The sequence below is a fragment of the Microcoleus sp. Z1_B2 genome, assembly GCF_036700325.1.
Classification (GTDB): Bacteria; Cyanobacteriota; Cyanobacteriia; order Cyanobacteriales; family Microcoleaceae; genus Microcoleus.
This window is the reverse complement of sequence record NZ_JAUBOQ010000014.1, coordinates 56,202-74,592: the sequence shown is the minus strand read 5'-3', so window position 1 is coordinate 74,592 and position 18,391 is coordinate 56,202. Positions and strand designations below refer to the sequence as shown.

The window sequence follows — 18,391 nt, the reverse complement described above, 5'->3', positions numbered from 1 at the left end:
AAAAGTGAAATTAGTCACTTTTAATGTTTAATTCTACTGTTTAATTCTCTTGATAGCTTGCAGTTAAAGTAGCCGGTTGTCCTAATTTGCCCTCCAAAGCTACGCCGCGCCCGTTGGCTGCCAAATGTCGCAGAGTTTTATAAATTGTCTCGATTTGCTCTGGTTTCCCTGCTTTTTTGGCTATTTCTGCTACAGACAGAGGTTTTTGGGCGTCTTTGAGCACTTGCAGTACCCGTTGCTGCAAATCCAATACAGCAGCGGCCGCTTTTTTGCCTGCTTCAACCCCTGGCTGGTGATAGGCATTGACATTCACCAAGGAACCGTAAAAACCTACTGCTCTTTCGTAGAGGGCGATTAATGCTCCTACTGTCTCCGGGTTGACTTGGGGAATTGTGACAGTAATGGAATCTCGGTGATTTTCGTACAAAGCTTGTCGAGTTCCCTGCAACAAACCCGACAAATAATCTCCTGAAGTGACGCCGGTTTCTACTTCTGGGGAAATGCCTTGCCTGTCTTGCAAAACTTCGATAAATGTTAGGAAGAAATTCGGCACGCCGTCTCGCAGTTGCTGGACGTAGGCGTGTTGGTCTGTGGTGCCTTTGTTGCCGTAAACTGCGATTCCTTGATGAACTGTGTTGCCGTCTAAATCTTCCTGTTTGCCGATCGATTCCATGACTAATTGCTGCAAGTAGCGGCTGAACAATAGCAGTGAATCTTTATACGGCAAAACTACCATATCTTTTTCGCCACGTCCGTTGCCAGCAAAATACCAGGACATTGCTAACAAGGCGGCGGGATTATGTTTGATTTCGGTGGTTCTGGTAGCTTCGTCCATGACTTTAGCGCCGTCGAGCATCGCCCGAATGTCGATGCCTTGCAAAGCTGCGGGCAAAAGTCCGACTGCTGACAATTCGGAAGTGCGTCCTCCCACCCAATCTGCCATTGGAAAAGTGGTAATCCAGCCTTCGGATTTGGCTAATTTGTCGAGTTGGCTGTCAACTCCGGTGATGGCAATTGCTTGTTTGGCAAAATCGAGTTTTTCGGCTGCGAAGACTTTTTGAACTTCGATCATCCCGTTGCGCGGTTCGGGGGTGCCGCCGGATTTGGAGATAGTAATTACTAGGGTGCTGGCGAGTTTGTCTTTGATTTTGTTGAGGACTCGATCGATCCCAGCCGGATCTGTGTTGTCGATAAAATGTATTGCTAGGGGCGGAATGTCTGGGGATAAAGCTTCGGCGACAAATTGGGGGCCGAGGGCCGAGCCGCCGATGCCGATCGAAATTATGTCGGTAAATTGCGGAGCAAAGGGCGGTTTAATATCGCGGTTTTGAACTTTCTTGACAAATGCTTCGACTTGTGATATTCCTTCGACTATTTCTTGTTTTAATTCTGGAGTGGGAGCTAAATCGGGGTTTCGCAGCCAGTAGTGGCCCACCATGCGGTGTTCGTCGGGATTGGCGATCGCACCTGCTTCTAAAGCTGCCATGTCTTTGAAAGCTTTGTCAAATTTGGGCTTCAGTGCTGCTGCGAAAGCGTCGTCGAATCCCATGCGGCTGATATCGAGGTAAAGTCCCAATCCCTCGTGATAGTAAAGCCAGTCTTGATAGCGTTGCCAGAGTGCTGCGGCGTCCATAGGAATTCTCTACAATTTTTTTAATGTTCGATCGGCGTCGTCAGGAATCAACCAATTGTAGTTTAAAACGATCTGATGTACGGCTTTTGCAGAATCCCAATAAATTTAAGCATTAATCGTCTGAAGGCAGCCGGAGCCGAAGGCAGTCAGAGCATTCGGCAGAATTAAACAATAAAAATATGACTTGGGCAACAGTCTTAGTAGGTAGATATCTCATTAATGGTCACACCCCATAGATAGATGGAAGCGGCACAGAAATTTAACTGTGGTCGGCGTTGGCGTTTGAGTCATGGTTTCACAATGTTCAAATTCGGGCGATCGGGTTCTGTAAAATAGGTATTGCGGTCAGGTTAAATATACTTTTAGCTGTCACTCAATAATCGGCTAAAAATATAATTAACAACTGTCAACTATCGGAAGTGTAGTATAATATACAGATATTAGAATTAAAGTGCGATCGACTATGCTTGCTCTATCTCCCGAATTAAAAGAAAGGTTAGCAACTCCGCTCAAAATCGGCGATTTTGAAGTTAAAAGCCGCGTCTTGCAATCGCCATTATCCGGCGTTACCGATTTGGTATTTCGCCGCCTGGTGCGCCGCTACGCGCCGGATTCGATGATGTACACGGAAATGGTGAACGCTACGGGTTTGCACTACGTGAAGCAACTGCCGAGAATTATGGAAGTTGACCCGAACGAGCGCCCGATTAGCATTCAATTGTTTGACTGCCGGCCGGATTTCTTGGCAGAAGCGGCCCAGAAAGCAGTGGCAGAAGGAGCGGATACTGTTGATATTAATATGGGCTGTCCGGTTAACAAAATTACTAAAAACGGCGGCGGTTCTTCCCTGCTGCGAGATCCGGAAACAGCCGAGGCAATTGTGCGGGCAGTTGTGGAAGCGGTAGATGTTCCTGTCACGGTTAAAACTAGGATTGGTTGGACTGACAAAGAAATTAATATTTTGGAATTTGCGAAGCGGATGGAAGATGCGGGTGCAAAAATGATTACCGTGCACGGCCGCACTCGATCGCAAGGTTACACCGGCCCGGCAAAATGGGAGTGGATTCGCCGAGTGAAAGAAGTTTTATCGATTCCAGTTATTGCTAACGGGGATATTTTTTCAGTGGAAGCAGCGATGCGATGTCTGGAAGAAACCGGCGCCGATGGAGTGATGTGTTCGCGGGGAACTTTGGGCTATCCTTTTTTGGTGGGAGAAGTTGATTATTTCTTGAAAACTGGTGTGGAAAAGATACCTCCGACACCAATTGAACGCCTCGAATGTGCTAAGGAACATTTGCGGGCTTTGTGGGAATATAAAGGTGAAAGCGGTGTCTGCCAAGCGCGCAAGCACTTAACCTGGTATGCTAAGGGTTTCCCCGGCGCTGGGGAATTGCGGGGCGTGTTGGCTGTGGTAGAAACGGTTGAACAAGGTTGCGATTCGATCGATCGCGCGATCGATCAATTGCCCGCAAGTTGAAATAAACTTAGATATTGCACCATTTTTAATAAGCCTTTCACGGGCGGGCAGGATGCCCAACCCCTACTCCCCACACTAAAATCTAATCTTTGTGGAACAGGCATCTTGCCTGTTCTTGAAAATGGTGCAAGCTGAAATAAACAAAACCCACCTCTGCGGGCTAAGATTTAACTAATGCGAATGGGAAGTCCCGCGCTCTACCGAAGGTGAGCGTCGGGATGAAAATGAGTCAGAAAATAAATTGAGCGACAGCGAATCAATATCGTTTTTGTGCACTATGATATTTTTACCGGTATTCTGCACTCCTGATAAATGTATAAAGCTTACAAGTACAGAATTTATCCCACAGATGAGCAAGATGTCTTGCTGGCAAAGTCTTTTGGCTGTGCGAGATGGTTCTGGAATTATGCTTTGAATCTGTGTCAAGAAACTTACAAGAATACCGGGAAAGGACTATCGAGAGCATACATACAAGGTTTGCTCCCTGCACTCAAGAAAGAATACGAATGGTTGAAAGAACCCTATTCTCAATGCTTGCAGGTCGTTGCATTGAATTTATCTACTGCCTACAAAAACTTCTTTGACAAGAGGGCGATGCCACCCAAATTCAAAGCCAAGCACGACAGGCAGTCGATCAGTTATCCTCAAAATGTCAAATTTGACGGTGACTATATCAATTTACCTAAAATTGGTTTAGTTTTCTGTCGGCGACACCGTGATTTCGAGGGCGACATCAAGACCGTTACCGTGTCTCGTAACCCAGACGGCAAACACTTTATTTCTGTTTTGACTGACGACGGGAAAGAAAAGCCTGAATCCGTCCCAGCAGGTAAAGCTATTGGCATTGATGTCGGGTTGACTCATTTTGCGATTACCAGTGATGGTTCTAAGTTTGGCAATCCCAAGCATTTTGTTAAACGTCAGCGGAACCTAAAACGTAAGCAGCAAAAGCTTGCTCGCAAAAAGAAAGGCAGTCAGAACCGGAAAAAGGCAAGATTGGCTGTGGCAAAAGTTCACTCCAAAATTGCCCGATGCCGTGAAGATTTTCTACAGAAGCTATCCCGCAAGATAGTTAACGAAAACCAAGTTATTGCAGTGGAAAATCTCAACATCAAAGGCATGGTAAAGAATCATAATCTAGCCAAAGCTATTAGTGATGCTGGCTGGGGTATGTTTTGTACCATGCTCAAGTACAAGTCCCAGAGCGAAGGAAAGCAATATGTCGAAATCGATAGATGGTTTCCTAGTTCTAAAACTTGCCATGTATGTCTAAATCGAGTTGAGAATCTCACTCTTGATATTAGAGCATGGAGTTGTCAGCATTGTGGTACTCACCACGATCGTGACGTAAACGCGGCAACCAATATTAGAAATGAAGCCTTGCGGATTTTGGCGTTAGGAACTAGCGCTTCTGCCTGTGGAGGGGATGTAAGTCGATCTGGTAAAACTTCGGTTTTGTTGGACGCCCCGCCCCGTTGAATCAGGAAGCCAGCGCTGTACCACTTAAGTGGTCAGCGTCTGGTAGTTCACGACAAAGTTAAAAATTTGTGTGTGGGGGAAAGCATGGATTCCTTAAAAGGGCGAGATTTATTAAGTCTGGCAGATTTAAGCATTGACGAATTAAATTATTTGCTGGATCTAGCAGCCAGTTTAAAATCGGGAATGGTCAAGCTGAAACGCAATAAAGTTCTCGGCTTGTTATTTTCCAAAGCTTCAACGCGAACGCGGGTAAGTTTTACGGTAGCAATGTATAAATTGGGAGGGCAAGTGATTGACCTCAATCCCAACGTTACACAAGTCAGCCGCGGGGAACCTTTGGTAGATACAGCCAGGGTTTTAGACAGATATTTAGACATTTTGGCGATTCGGACGTTCGAGCAAAAGGACTTAGCAACTTTTGCTAATTATGCGAAAATTCCTGTGATTAATGCGTTGACAGATGACGAACACCCATGTCAAGTTCTGGCGGATTTAATGACAGTAAAAGAGTGTTTTGGCAAGCTAGAAGGATTGACCCTGACTTATTTGGGCGATGGCAATAATATGGCTAATTCGCTGATGTTGGGCTGTGCAATGACGGGAATGAATGTAAGAATTGCTTGCCCTCAAGATTTCGGGCCCAATGCTGAGATAGTGGAAAAAGCTAAGAATATTGCTCAGGGAAAAACCGAAGTTACGGTGACGACGGACGCAGAAGCTGCTGTGAAGAATGCTCAAGTGATTTATACTGATGTTTGGGCGAGTATGGGACAGGAAGAGGAAGCAAAAATCAGAATTCCTTTGTTTGAACCCTATCAGGTAAATGAACAATTGCTGAAGTTAGCCGATAAGAATGCAATTGTATTGCACTGTTTGCCCGCACACCGGGATGAAGAGATTACCGATGCAGTGATAGAAGGCAGTCAATCGCGCGTTTGGGATCAGGCAGAAAATCGGATGCACGCTCAGCAAGCTTTGCTCGCAAGCATTCTGGAAAGCGATTAGGTTTGTAGTAACGACTTCAGTCCTTAAAGATGTTGTCAGTAAATATGTCGCCATTTCGCCAGTCCGCCAGGGGTTTAAACCCCTGGCTCAAAGCTTAAGTCGGTTTTAACCGACTGCGACTATTAGATTTATTGTATCGATTTTTTAGGCGAATAAAATTGCCGATGAATTCAAAATAGTTGGCGGTTTTACAAACAGATTAAATACTTGCCTCTCTCTCTTCTCTCTCTGCGCCCTCTGCGCCCTCTGCGGTTAATAAAAATTATTAAGTTCGCAGCGCGCACCTATGGCATAATTGGTGGCAACATTGCCTGAATTGCGATATTAAAAGTAGGAAATTCCAGCGGTGAAACGATCGCGCTTTCTCCCAGAATTAATTCGCTTTGATACCCATTTTCTGTAGGTTCTCGAAAAACGTGCAGTTGTCGATCGCCCACATTTAATACCCAATAATCGGCAATTCCCGATCGCGCGTAAGCTTTGGCTTTAATTTCGCGATCGAAAGTTAAGCTGCTGTCTGCCACTTCGATAATGAGATATACCTCTGAGGGCGTCGGATGGTGAGTCGCATAGTCAAAAGGATCGATTCTGACTACGGCAATATCTGGTTCTGGTTCGGAATTGTCATCAAGGGCGATCGGATCTTGCATACGTACCCAGGCAAGATTTCTAAAAAGGTATTGCAGCAATCTATCTGTACGCCCTAAAGCGGAGGTGTGAGCAGTTCCTTTTGCACTCATTTTGATGATATTTCCTGAAAGTAATTCGACTCGTTCCTCTGGGTGAAAAAATCCCATCTCTCCCAGCTTGTGATACTCTTTAACTGTCCATTTACGGAGCGTGAAAGCAGCTTCTGTTGTTAGCATATCTCGATTGATAAATTTATAATTTGATGTGGGATGATTTTATTTTAGCTTATGCTATTAACTGGTTCCCAGGCTCTGCCTGGAAACCGATATAAGCGAGGCTCTGCCTCGCAAGCTTTTATGGGAATTGGAGGCACAGCCTCCGGATCTGCGTTACCAGGCTCTGCCTGGTAACGAGTAAAGCAGTTAAGATGCTCCGAGATTGATTTTTGTTACGTCGCCCGCGACAACATTAACTGTTTGTTGAATTTGACTACCGTCAACTTTCAACTGATAAGTTCCCGGAGAAAGCTCGATCGCCCCAAACCATCCTTTACCATCGGCGCGCAGTTGACGCACCGCGCCAATATCATCGATCGACTGCAATGTCAAGCTCGCACCGTCGCAAGTTTGAGCGCAGCGCTGCAAATTTCCGGCGATCGCACCTGTAGTCGGCCGCGACTTCCAAGGCATATCGGGAATCCCCACCGCAGTCGTCCACACAGGCTGAGTTTCAACAGTTTTACCCGTCGCGCCGTCAACGTATTGACTCGGCTGCGAGAGCGCGGTATAAAACCAATCATTGCTTTGAAGAACGTATTTCCAAGGCTGGCGGGGCAAATCACCGCTACCGCCCGATCGCAGTTCCACATTCGTGTAGACGTTGCTGCTAGCGTAGGAATACAGCACCGTACCCGCTAGGTTATTCCCTTTCGCAGAAGGCCCTTCGGCGCGGCGTACCTGCGCTAGAGTGTCTTCGATGTAGTTGAGGTAATTGCCGGGGCCGATCGCAATTTGGCGATTGTACTGGTGGTCTTTGGCGTACTCGATCCAGTTGTCATAAGCGAGTTTTTGCGATCGTTTGTACTCGCGCTGGTAAGTCATCGGCATCGCCATGTCTACAATCCCTTCTTCCAGCCAAGCGCGCCAATCCTGCAATACTTCTTTGTAAGGCTGTGTTTGATACCACCCTGCATCGTTTTTCGGGCCGTCTCCCCAGGCGATCGTGGCGGCGGTAATTTTAACGCGCGGTTTAATCGCAAGGCTTTCTACATAAAGCTTCCGCACTAAATTCGTCACCTGATCTCGCCGCCACTGCATCCACGCGGGATCGGTGGGTGCGGGTTTGCCCGATCGACCTGTTTGCTGATTGAAACGGGCGATCGCAGTCGGATTGTAGCCCCAAGTCGGCCCGCCGTAGCGCACATAATCCAACTGTACGCCGTCCACATCGTAGCGCTTCAGCAAGTCCAAATAGACGGAAACAGTATAATCTAGGGCGTCTGGATGGCCGGGATCGAGATAGCCTTGGGCTTGCCCACCGTAAGTCAGCATTGCCCAATTGTCGTTTCCTGGGGCAGAAGGCCCGTGTTGTTGCCAAACGTGACCGGCGGGAAGTTTGGTGCCCGAAACCACCGGCAGCGTCACCATCCAAGCGTGTACTTCAATGCCTGCGGCGTGGGCTTTGTCAATCAAATCTTGCAGGGGATCGAAACCCGCCGGAACGTTGGGATCGAGGGTGCGGGGTTCGATCGCACTCGTGTAAAAAGCATCGCCACGGCGGCGGACTTGGGCGACGATCGCGTTGGCATTTGCCCGCTGCGCGTCTGCGATCAATTTTGTGACTTCTTGAGGGGTTTTGAAGCCGGGGTTGAAGGCGTCCACCCAGAAGGCGCGAAATTCGGCGGTTTGGGTTTGTGGGGGCATAGTTGCGATCGCGCGGTTTGGGAACCAGTTTGATAACCAACCAGGAGTCAGCAGAAAACTAATTGTTAAGCCAATCAGGAACAAGCTTGACAAAAAGAATGTTTTGGTATTTCGCATCAGAAATGTGTGAGAGAGCGTTTAACAGTCCTTTACGGACTTTTGGTTTGAGCGTCCGCTTGACATTTTCGCACAAGGGTACATTCATTGGGTCGATCGGTAAATAGTTGAGTAATACCGCTGGGAGAGTCGAGAATGAGATTAAAATTGACCTTGGCAAAATGCGCGATATTTTCCGATCTTTCAATATAGCGGTTGAGCCCGTAAATTGAATCCGCTACACCACTTAACATAGTTTTACAGGCTAAATAGGGTTTTAATGATTTTCATTTTGGCTGTATCAAGGCCGGGTTCAAGTTTGGCAATTGGAGTTAGGCTTTTCCACTTGCCTTTATTTGCGTTGAAAATAGCATCTGCTGTTTTTTCGGCATCAATATTTTCAAAGCCGCCTATTTTATTAGTTGATAAGTAATTGAGGCGATCGAAAATTTCATCTCTTGATGCACGTTTCACACTAACCGCTTCAGGAGGTGGCGGTGGTGGTGGTGGTGGCGATATAGAAAACACTTTAGTAATACAATCTAATCTCGCCTTACTCAAACCACATGGTAGCTTAGTCAGAGGGATAAAATCTGACCATTGCTCCCGGTTAGAAGCTAAAATTTTATTGGCAGCTTCAACTGGTTTTACATTCTTCCACTTCTGTTCTTTAACTAAGTATTCAAGTGCAGCTATAATAGTATCTTTTGATGCTGTACTCAGATTGACTGTGGGATTTGCTTCTCGCGCTAGAATCTTCGCTTGTTCAATATTTGATGGTTTTGGGTCAATGACAATACACCATACTAAATCTAATTTGGCTTGTTGAGCTACAGCATAGACAAAGTGATTGCTCACAACTTGATACTGATAGTCGCCTGTTTCTTTAACGATAATCGGAATCCAATTGCGATTACCTGCTTGTAAGACGGCTTCGGCGGCTCCAGCAATGATAAACTCTGACTCAGAGCAGGGTTCTGCTGACTCAATTTTAGATAACTTCAAGTGCATTAACTTACCGATGTTCTCAGAATTACTCATACAAAAAATACTCCTTCGCTAATTTTAAGTAATATTCAGCGGCTTTTTTGTGTTGAAAAACCGCTGGTTTTCGAGAAAAAGCTGCAGTAGAAACAACTTCATATTCTGGAATACAGAATATAGTTGGGTCAATCACCGTTTTTGTAGATTTAGGCCAATAATAGGGTAACAAATTAGTATCTATAAGATAATTATCTCCTTTCTTAACTGTAAGAATTGCTTTAATTTCTGCATTGGCTCTTTTGAGTGAAGCCTCTGTTTCTTTATGTTTATTGAAAAATATCGGCAAGGCAATAGGGCCACCGTCCTTCCTAAGCTTCTTAACTTCAGGTAAGAATACTTTAATCACTTTAGCAGCATTTTTTAAAGATGAAAAGTTATTGTGTTCTGTTGGCATGAGGATTACATCAGAAGCTATTACACAGCTTTTACTAAAAAAAGTCCAGTTCGTAGGTGCATCAATTAAGATGTAATCATAATTACGAACAAAAATATCAAGTAAATCTCGTAGCCTTGCTGAACTTTTCTCAATTTTTGCTTCATACTCATAAGTCATGAACTTAGATAACCCTGAATCAGATGGGATTACATCAAACATCTTAACTAATTGACCAGCTTTATTCTTTAGATAAAATGGTTGAATAGTTTCTTTAACATTCAATGATTCATCAACCAGACAATCCGATAATTTGACTTTTCCCTCCTGTAAGCCTAATGAATCTGTTAAATCTCCTTGTTGTGGATCGAAGTCAACAACAAGCACTTTTTTCTGCTGTAGTCGAAGAATCGCAGCCAAGTTGATTGTCGTTGTAGTTTTTCCCACGCCTCCCTTATCATTATAGATGCAAATTGTTAAAGCTTGGGGTGGATTTTCCAGCAATTTCTTAAGTCTAGTAATAATCTCAATGATATTATCTTTGGTTATCCTCATGCAGTCAGTAGCAGGCAATACGATTTTACCATGTTTACGGAATAGCTGGATATCTGTTGAGTTAGTGATCATACCCCATTGAGATGTTTGGCACTTAGGATCAAGAAGATAACGTGTTATCTGTTCTTTAGTTTTTTTGTACGTGGGAGTACCTTCTGCTAAGTTATTGATTGACTTTCCTGATACTCTCCCTTTAACTTCAATGATTAAGTATGGGTTAATCTTAGAAACTGAAAATTTATCCTCATCGTGATTCTTGCGAGCAGCAAAATCAGCCTGACCCTTCCCTGTTTTAAACTGTTGTACCCACTCATCAGATGTGAATCCAAGTGCATTTAGAAGGCGTTTGACAAATCGATCTTCGACTTCTGGCTCTTCTGCATTCTCTGAAATACTATCTAAAACTTCATTCCAGTTGATAGTTGTCATGATTTAGGCCTAGATACTTAAGTAAAATCATAACGCTTGGTTTCAGTTTGTGTCATCGTTAGCTACCTCCCGATCTAGCTATATGAACAGTCAACATACTTTTGGATAAGTTATATATTTTCTAGGGCGCTTGACATTTTTGCACATCGGTGAAATTTTAGGCGAAAATAAACTGAACTGGCGATCCTCTTCGAGGGCTTCGCTAACGCACTTTTTGAACAAATGATAGTACCGCACTTTCAAACCCTAGCCCTTCCGGGTAACAGCTACTCAACTGCAAGCAATTTACTCGATCGAGTAGATGGCTGGCGCCAAGAAGCAACTCGGAAGTTGCAGCAAAGCCAGAGAGGAGAAAAAGGACAATTTTTAACACCTTCCTCCGTCGCAAGTTTGATGGCGGGAATGTTTGAATTTAACTGTCCCGATATATCGCTTTTAGATGCCGGGGCTGGTATTGGCACCCTGTTAGCAGCAGTTGTTTGCGAGCTTTGTCAGCGCCCAAACAAACCGCTTAGCCTGCACGTTACAGCTTATGAAATCGACCTTATCTTGATTGAATACCTCAAGCAAACTTTAGAATTATGCAGTATTGAATGTCAGCATTTTGGGATATCTTTTACCTGTGAGGTGCGCGAAATTGATTTTATTCAAGACAGCGCCGATATGTTGCAGCCCAATCTATTTACACAACCAGTAAAACGGGAATTTACCCATGCAATTATCAATCCTCCCTATGCCAAGATAGACGCTAAATCCCAAGCCCGAACCTTGCTGCGTTCTATAGGACTAGAAACCAGCAATCTCTACGCTGGCTTCACAGTAGCTGCCGCTCACCTGCTCAAACCAAACGGTGAATTAGTGTCGATTACTCCCCGCAGCTTTTGCAACGGTTTATACTTTCGAGATTTCCGCAAAGTCTTCCTTCAAATGATGGCTTTACGCCAAGTACACATCTTTGAATCCCGACAGTTGCCATTTCGCGATGATGCGGTGCTGCAAGAAACTATTATTGTGCGCGCCACCAAACAAATAGAACAGCCAGATACTGTACTAATTACCTCAAGCAGCAGCGTGGGTGACGACCTGGTTTTGTCTCACCAACTGCCCTATACCGCCCTAATTAATCCCAAAGATTCCGAGCAATTTATTCGGATTTTACCGGATTCTGTCAGCCAGAAAGTAGTCGAGCAAATGGCTCAATTTACTTGCACGCTAGAGGAATTAGGCTTAACAGTTTCCACCGGAAAAGTTGTAGATTTTCGTGTTCGCTCTGACTTGCGGCTAAAACCTGAGAACGGTACAGTTCCGCTAATTTATCCCGCACACTTCTCGGCTGGCGGTGTTGAATATCCCACAGCAACGAGAAAGCATCAAGCTTTAGCTGTCACGGAAAAAACTGCTGCACTCCTCGTACCTAACGAACATTATGTTTTGAGCAAGCGCTTCTCCTCAAAGGAAGAGAAAAAGCGAATTGTTGCAGTTGTCTGGGATGCCAATAAAATTAATAGTTCTAGCGTTGGTTTTGAGAACCATTTGAATTATTTTCACCAACAGGGACGCGGATTAGACCTCACCCTGGCGCGGGGATTGGCCGTTTATCTAAATTCGAGTTTGGTAGATGCGTTTTTTCGACTGTTCAACGGACACACTCAAGTTAATGCTACGGATTTACGCAATTTGAAGTATCCTAATCTAGAGCAATTACTTTTACTTGGCGCTCAAATAGGAGAAATATTTCCTACACAGCGGGAGATTGATAAACTTGTCGAGAGACAACTGCTGAAGGCGACCAATCCGTTAGAAAATAGCCCAATGACAATCAAGAACCGTATTGATGAATCTCTAGAAATACTTGCAGCGCTGGGTTTTCCAAAAGGTCAGGTTAACGAACGTTCCGCCTTAACCCTTCTGGCTTTGCTTGACCTCAAGCCAAAGGATGCTTGGGAATTGGCAAAATCTCCACTTCGGGGAATCACACCAATTATGGAATTTATGGCTCAGCAATACGGTAAAAAGTATGCGCCAAATACGCGGGAAACTGTGCGCCGCCAGACTGTGCATCAGTTTCTAGATGCAGGTTTAATTGTTGTTAATCCTGACAGTCCCGAACGTCCGGTGAATAGTTCAAAAACTGCATATCAGATAGAAGAAAGTGCTTTGGAACTGCTGCGAACTTATGACACTTCTGACTGGGACAAGAATCTTCGCGCTTACCTCGTTCATTTTAACGAAGAAAAATTTTTGCAGGCTTATTCACAAAACAAAAATAGTTTTGAGTCTGAATGATGCTAAAATGCACTATTTATATGGCAGCCGCTGGCATCGGAATGGCATATACTGTGATGCAAGCGGTTTAATTGACCGGAATTGTCGATCGCACTCAGTAAATCAAATAAGTAACTAGGTAAAATATCTCTGCAATGGAAAAAAAGCATAACGCTGGATTGTGGGTATCAGTATTATACTTCGCTCAAGGTCTCCCTTACACCGTCGTTAATTTAATGTCGGTGATTTTTTTGAAAGGTATGGGAACCAGCAACGAACTCATCGGCTTGACAAGTCTTTTGTCTTTTCCTTGGGTATTAAAAGGTTTGTGGGGGCCAGTTGTTGATTTGTATTCCACCAAACGCAAATGGATTTTAACAACCGAAATCATTTGTGCTTTTCTGTTTGCTTTCCTAGCTTTTGGCGTATTAACGCCGGCACCGATTATTATATCGCTTGTTATCTTTACCGCGATCGCATTTGTATCCGCTACTCACGACATCGCCATTGACGGATTTTATTTAAACACTCTAAATAAAGACCAGCAAGCCTTGTTTGTCGGGGTTCGCAACACGGCTTATAGAGGTGCTGTCATTGCCGGTAGCGGTTTATTGGTGTTCTTAGCGGGGAAACTGGCCGAACAGCATTTAGTCACTGGAAATACAGGCGACACAAAAACATATCAAAACATTCCACTGTCACTTTTCGGTTCGGATTTTAGCGTGTCGGCGCTTAACTACGGATGGGCGACAGCCTTTGGTATTTGTGCGATTATGTTTGTGCTGATATATCTTTTTCAGCGGTGGTATCTTCCCTATCCTAGAAATTACGATCTAGAATCCGGTGCACCCCAACAAACAACCAGCTTTGTCGAAGCATTCAAAACCTATTTTCAGCAAGATAAAATAGGTTGGATTGTGGCTTACGTCTTAATTTTTAGGTTAGGCGATGCCTTGACGTTTAAAATGGCTCCTCCCTTTTTAATGGATAAAGTTGAGAAAGGAGGATTAGCAGTTTCTACGTCGGATATGGGCTTATTATCCGGTACTTTAGGGGTAATGTTTCTGTTAATAGGAGGGTTGCTGGGCGGCTATTTGATTGCTAAACAAGGATTGAAAAAATGGATGTGGCCGACGGCTATTCTGCAAAATTCGACTAACGTGCTGTATTGGCTGTTGGCAATCAATCAACCGGGGATTGAATGGGCTTATGCTGTAAATTCGATCGAGCAATTTACTTACGGACTTGGCGTAGCTGCCTATACAGTGTTCTTGATGCGGACTGTCCGCCCTGAATACGAAGCATCTCATTATGCAATTACAACGGCTTTTATGGCCGCAGGAGTGCTGATTCCGGGCGTTTTTAGCGGCTACTTGCAGGCGAGTCTCGGCTATCAAAATTATTTTTTGATGAGCGCGCTGGCTGTGATTCCCGGTATGCTGACGATTTTCTTTCTGCCCCTAGACGATGAGAAAAAATTGGCATCCATGCCGAGACCTGGGCTTGACGATTTCGATTAATCATCGAACGAGTATAAATTGTGTGCGCTTGCGTTCATAAGATAAAATAAGGACACAACATTGTTGTGTCCCTACCGCTACCGAATATCTGTATTGTCAGCCGCCAACTAAATCGCAATAAAATCGCTAGCTGTTAGCGGACTACTTGGAATGCCAGGAATACTGGCAAGAACTTCGCCGTTACTGGCAATTTCGATCGTCGTTATAAAATCGCCTGGAGTAACTCTCAATTGGTTGAAGGTCAAACCTCCGCTCAAACCGATTAAATCTTCACCTTTTTGAAAGTCTAAAAATGTATCTGTACCGGCACCTGCTCCTAACACCAATACGTCGCGTCCAGTGCCACCAATTAAGAGATCCGCACCCATTGCGCCAATGAGTGTATCGTCTCCTTCTCCACCGCTCAAATTGTCATCCCCTTTACCACCTAATAGTAGGTCGTTGCCGCTGCCACCGCTGATAATATCGTTGCCTTTGTTGCCGCTGAGAGTGTCGTTTCCCCCATTGCCAGTGATAATATCGTCCGCTGCAAAACCTGATGCTGTATTGTTGGCATCGTCGCCTACTAAATTGTTAATTTTGGAGACATCGAGAGCAGTTTGCATTGCCACAACGTTTGTTAAAAACGAGCTTCCCGGAGTGGTTCTTAATTGTTCTAAACTGCTGCGCGATTCCAGCGATGTTGCTAAGGTTGGCAGTGCAAAGTCTAAGCTAGCTAACAGTTCTAAATAATCTGAATCTGTGAAAGTGAAATCAGGGCGGTTCAACTGGTCTACAGAGATTTCTGTCTGAGTCAAGCCGGGAGGAGGAGAAGTTAACAAACCGTTTTGGGTGTGCTTTTCCAAGACAAGTAGCGGGTTGATAATCGGGTTAGTAAATGTTTGAAGAACTACTTTTCCCGGTAGGAAAGCTTCTCCTCCCAAACTCACAAAATCGCCGCTAACTATGTAGTGAGTTACATTTTTTCCTGGGCCGACTTTCTGCTTGAATGTATTGACTGTACTCTGAGCAACTCCGGGAGAATTGAAGGTGACAACATCTCCGATAGTAGATGTAAATTCGGTGGCGGCTAGTTGCGTTATGGCGCCGCCTAAGCTGTGTCCGAGAACATCTGGTGGCAAGCGGCTGGGGTTTTTGGCTGTATCTTGACTGATTTGTGTCAGCCAATTTCCTAATGCTTGTTTGTTGGCTTCAAATTGGTTGAAACCTGCGCCCCGCGGGTCTGCGTTGGCAATATCGTCTACGGGCGAGTCAGTGCCGCGAACTACCAAAACAGGCGGTTTGTCTGGGGTGGTGGAAATTAAGCCGATCGCGTGAAATCCAGTTCCGGGATCGTCAAAGGTGCGATCGATTTGGTAGCCAGCAGCACTCAAACCTGTTTGAACTAAAGTTTGAAACTGGGGCTGGTCATCTATGTAAACAAGTTGCTTGGCTATAGTTTCGTAAGCGGCGGGGGAGGAGGGCATATTTTTTTATTTCCTGTCGTTTGATGGGGAATTAGTTTTTAAGCTACTTAACTCAGTTTACTATAAACTTCGTTTATTAACCATATTAATGGGTCATTTTTAGTGGCTTTTTAGGGGCAAATTAATTGAGATTTTTTAACAAAAAAAACCTCTCGATACAAAACCCATGCGGGTTTCTCGCCACCACAAATACAAATTTTGCTCGCCCTAAAACTATACAAAATCTACCCGACTAATATCGCTGGCAACTACGCCTCTGAGAGTAGCAAGAATTTCCCCAGTAATCGGGATACTAATTAAAGCTCCGTCAACACCTTGGGTTACTGTAACTTGAGGAAAAGTTAGACCCCGCGACAGGGTAATTAAATCTTCACTATCTTGAAAATCTACAATCACATCTGCTCCGCCACCGGGTTCCAATACAAAGCGATCGCGCCCCGCACCACCAATTAAAAAATCGTTGCCCAACTCGCCGGAAACCAAATCATTTCCGTCGCCCCCCTCCAAATAATCGTTATCTCTGCCGCCGTACAAGAAATCGTCGCCATCACCACCGATGATGCTGTCATTACCTCGATTGCCTCTGAGAGTATCGTTACCGCCGTTGCCGGTAACTGTATCCTCTCCAGGGCCCCCCGTAGCAGTATTGTTGCGAGCGTCGCCTGATAAATAATTCGGTTGTAAGGGAGCTAAACCGTATTGCATTTGTCTGATCAACTGCACAAAAGAAAATTCTGGTGCGGTTCTCACACTCTCTGCACCGCCTCTGCTTCTGATGGCGACTGACACATTGGGCAAGGCCAAATTCATGGCAGCGATAAACTCGTTAAAATCTGAATCGTTGTTATAAGTAAATTCAGGACTGTTTAATTGTTCTACGGAAATTTGCCTCTGCAAAAAACCCACGGGCGGATTAGTTAACAAATTTTCAGTTCGATGTTTTGCCAAAACAGTTAAGGGATTAATACTCGGATCGGTAAAACTTTGGATAAATACTTTACCCGGAATAAATGCTTCACCAAACAAGCTGACGAAATCTCCGCTGACAATGTAGTGAGTGACATTTTTGTTGCCGACTCTGCCGAGATTTCTCCGAAAACTGGTGAATGTACTCGCTGATACTCCTGGAGAGTTGAAAGTAAAGATATCGCCGGTCAGAGTTGTGTATTCTGTTGCTACAATTTGAGCGACTGCTCCGCCCCAACTGTGTCCGATGACATCGGGCAATAATTTGTTGGGGTTTTTACCAGTATTTTGACCGATTTCTGTGAGCCAATTTTGGATATTATCTTTGTTTTTTTCAAATTCAGGTAAACCAATGTCCCGCGAGTCGGAAAAGATAGCGTCGCCGTCGATGAAGTCTGTACCTTTAAATACGAGGGCGGGCGGGTTTTCGGGATTGGATGAACCGAACCCGATCGCATAAAAGTTGGTTTCGGGGTCGTCAAATATGCGATCGATATAGTAGCCATTAGTATCTAGGAAAGTCGAAACTTCATTTTGCGCGCTCGGCTTTTGATTCAAAAAAACAATTGATTTAGCTAGAGCTTCATAAACAGCAGGCGAGGCACTCATAATATTAGATTTTCTGTTTGTTGGTATTTGCGATCGCTCTCTTCTTGAGCTAATTGTCCAATGGCAGCCATTATAGCTGACCAGATTTGTATGGTACACTTGATAATATCAACTCAAGAATTAAGTTTTTGCGGTTATGGGTATCATTCGTCAATACATTGCTCCATTAATAGCGGTATTAGTATTTTTCGCGGCTCTGGTAGCAGTCAGTGCTCGCATCTTTTTGCCTGGTGACATGGCTGCCCCGGCACCGATTGAGGAAGCGATTCCCCAAAAGCAAGCGGCAGTGGTGAATCCAATTTTCTTGGGGCTAAATTATGCCGCTTTCCGTGTCCGCTGAGCTGATGTCTGCTCAACTGATACCGGGCTACGGGCTGCGATCGGGATCGGGACTCGATCGAGCAAAACTGGTAAAGTTTATGCACCGGACTTACCGAGAGCTTTACCCGGATGGGGAATTGGGACATTTGGCTCAAACTGTCGAGCAGTATTTTTCTAACCAGACGCCGGTTTGGTGGGTAGAGTGCCAGAAAAACACCCAGGAAGAGGCAGAAATTTTGCCGGCGCTGCCCTCGCAGTATCTCAATCCCCAATCTCAAGCCCAAAATCTGACATCGGTTGTCGGATGTTTGTGGTTGGGAAATGCGATCGACCAAACCACCGGAGAACGCTACGCTCACATTTTTTTGCTGTACGTAGCACCGGAACATCGCCGTCTGGGAGTCGGTGCAGCTTTAGTTATTCATGCTGAAAATTGGGCGCGGGAAAGGGGCGATCAGCAAATTGGTTTGCAAGTATTTCTGAGCAATCAGCCTGCGGTGAATCTATATCAAAAATTAGGCTATCAAACTCATTCCCTGTCGATGCTCAAATCCCTTTGAAATATAAATTCTACTGGTTTGGAATCAGGGCTAAAGTCCTG

At 44.8% G+C, this 18,391-nt stretch carries 15 protein-coding genes; 7 read left to right on the top strand and 8 right to left on the bottom strand.

Features of this window, described 5'->3' with window-relative positions:
- Positions 1 to 40: 40 nt before the first annotated feature.
- Positions 41 to 1,633 carry a glucose-6-phosphate isomerase gene (locus QT984_RS10510; RefSeq protein ID WP_333057148.1) on the bottom strand — a complete coding sequence of 531 codons (1,593 nt, stop codon included), beginning with the start codon at positions 1,631 to 1,633 and terminating at the stop codon, positions 41 to 43.
- A gap of 463 nt (positions 1,634 to 2,096) precedes the next feature.
- Between QT984_RS10510 and dusB the strand changes: the two genes are divergently transcribed.
- The 3 genes from dusB (at position 2,097) to argF (ending at position 5,594) form a co-directional block, all read left to right on the top strand.
- Complete coding sequence (gene dusB, locus QT984_RS10505; protein ID WP_333057150.1) at positions 2,097 to 3,110, top strand: tRNA dihydrouridine synthase DusB; 1,014 nt, start codon at positions 2,097 to 2,099, stop codon at positions 3,108 to 3,110.
- 312 nt (positions 3,111 to 3,422) lie between these two features.
- Positions 3,423 to 4,589 carry an RNA-guided endonuclease TnpB family protein gene (locus tag QT984_RS10500; protein WP_333208655.1) on the top strand — a complete coding sequence of 389 codons (1,167 nt, stop codon included), beginning with the start codon at positions 3,423 to 3,425 and terminating at the stop codon, positions 4,587 to 4,589.
- Between the two features lie 84 nt (positions 4,590 to 4,673).
- A complete protein-coding gene (gene argF, locus QT984_RS10495; RefSeq protein WP_333052921.1) occupies positions 4,674 to 5,594 on the top strand; it encodes an ornithine carbamoyltransferase in 921 nt (306 codons plus the stop codon).
- 284 nt (positions 5,595 to 5,878) lie between these two features.
- Here argF and QT984_RS10490 read toward each other — a convergent pair whose 3' ends face one another.
- The 5 genes from QT984_RS10490 to QT984_RS10470 form a co-directional block, all read right to left on the bottom strand.
- On the bottom strand, positions 5,879 to 6,460 hold the full coding sequence (locus QT984_RS10490; RefSeq protein WP_333373921.1) for a Uma2 family endonuclease: 582 nt from the start codon (positions 6,458 to 6,460) through the stop codon (positions 5,879 to 5,881).
- Between the two features lie 186 nt (positions 6,461 to 6,646).
- On the bottom strand, positions 6,647 to 8,263 hold the full coding sequence (locus tag QT984_RS10485) for a family 10 glycosylhydrolase (protein ID WP_333373919.1): 1,617 nt from the start codon (positions 8,261 to 8,263) through the stop codon (positions 6,647 to 6,649).
- 32 nt (positions 8,264 to 8,295) lie between these two features.
- Positions 8,296 to 8,496: an alpha-E domain-containing protein gene (locus tag QT984_RS29780; RefSeq protein WP_445243116.1), complete on the bottom strand. Its 201-nt coding sequence runs from the start codon at positions 8,494 to 8,496 to the stop codon at positions 8,296 to 8,298.
- 4 nt (positions 8,497 to 8,500) lie between these two features.
- Complete coding sequence (locus QT984_RS10475) at positions 8,501 to 9,283, bottom strand: hypothetical protein (RefSeq protein ID WP_333052918.1); 783 nt, start codon at positions 9,281 to 9,283, stop codon at positions 8,501 to 8,503.
- Positions 9,276 to 10,643, bottom strand: coding sequence for an AAA family ATPase (locus QT984_RS10470; RefSeq protein ID WP_333052917.1), 1,368 nt, complete (start codon positions 10,641 to 10,643; stop codon positions 9,276 to 9,278). The genes QT984_RS10475 and QT984_RS10470 overlap by 8 nt, the downstream gene beginning before the upstream one ends.
- A gap of 222 nt (positions 10,644 to 10,865) precedes the next feature.
- Here QT984_RS10470 and QT984_RS10465 point away from each other — a divergent pair, with 222 nt between their 5' ends.
- Positions 10,866 to 12,929 (top strand): Eco57I restriction-modification methylase domain-containing protein, encoded by a 2,064-nt coding sequence (locus tag QT984_RS10465; protein WP_333373917.1) that lies wholly within the window; start codon positions 10,866 to 10,868, stop codon positions 12,927 to 12,929.
- A gap of 134 nt (positions 12,930 to 13,063) precedes the next feature.
- Positions 13,064 to 14,428, top strand: coding sequence for an MFS transporter (locus tag QT984_RS10460; RefSeq protein ID WP_333208647.1), 1,365 nt, complete (start codon positions 13,064 to 13,066; stop codon positions 14,426 to 14,428).
- Between the two features lie 107 nt (positions 14,429 to 14,535).
- Here QT984_RS10460 and QT984_RS10455 read toward each other — a convergent pair whose 3' ends face one another.
- Positions 14,536 to 15,894: a calcium-binding protein gene (locus QT984_RS10455; protein ID WP_333052914.1), complete on the bottom strand. Its 1,359-nt coding sequence runs from the start codon at positions 15,892 to 15,894 to the stop codon at positions 14,536 to 14,538.
- A 213-nt stretch (positions 15,895 to 16,107) separates the two neighbouring features.
- The gene (locus QT984_RS10450; protein ID WP_333052913.1) at positions 16,108 to 17,469 is read right to left on the bottom strand and encodes a calcium-binding protein; all 1,362 of its coding nucleotides are present in this window, start codon (positions 17,467 to 17,469) and stop codon (positions 16,108 to 16,110) included.
- 136 nt (positions 17,470 to 17,605) lie between these two features.
- Here QT984_RS10450 and QT984_RS10445 point away from each other — a divergent pair, with 136 nt between their 5' ends.
- Positions 17,606 to 17,809: a hypothetical protein gene (locus QT984_RS10445; protein WP_333052912.1), complete on the top strand. Its 204-nt coding sequence runs from the start codon at positions 17,606 to 17,608 to the stop codon at positions 17,807 to 17,809.
- A gap of 4 nt (positions 17,810 to 17,813) precedes the next feature.
- The gene (locus tag QT984_RS10440; RefSeq protein ID WP_333052911.1) at positions 17,814 to 18,350 is read left to right on the top strand and encodes a GNAT family N-acetyltransferase; all 537 of its coding nucleotides are present in this window, start codon (positions 17,814 to 17,816) and stop codon (positions 18,348 to 18,350) included.
- Positions 18,351 to 18,391: the final 41 nt, after the last annotated feature.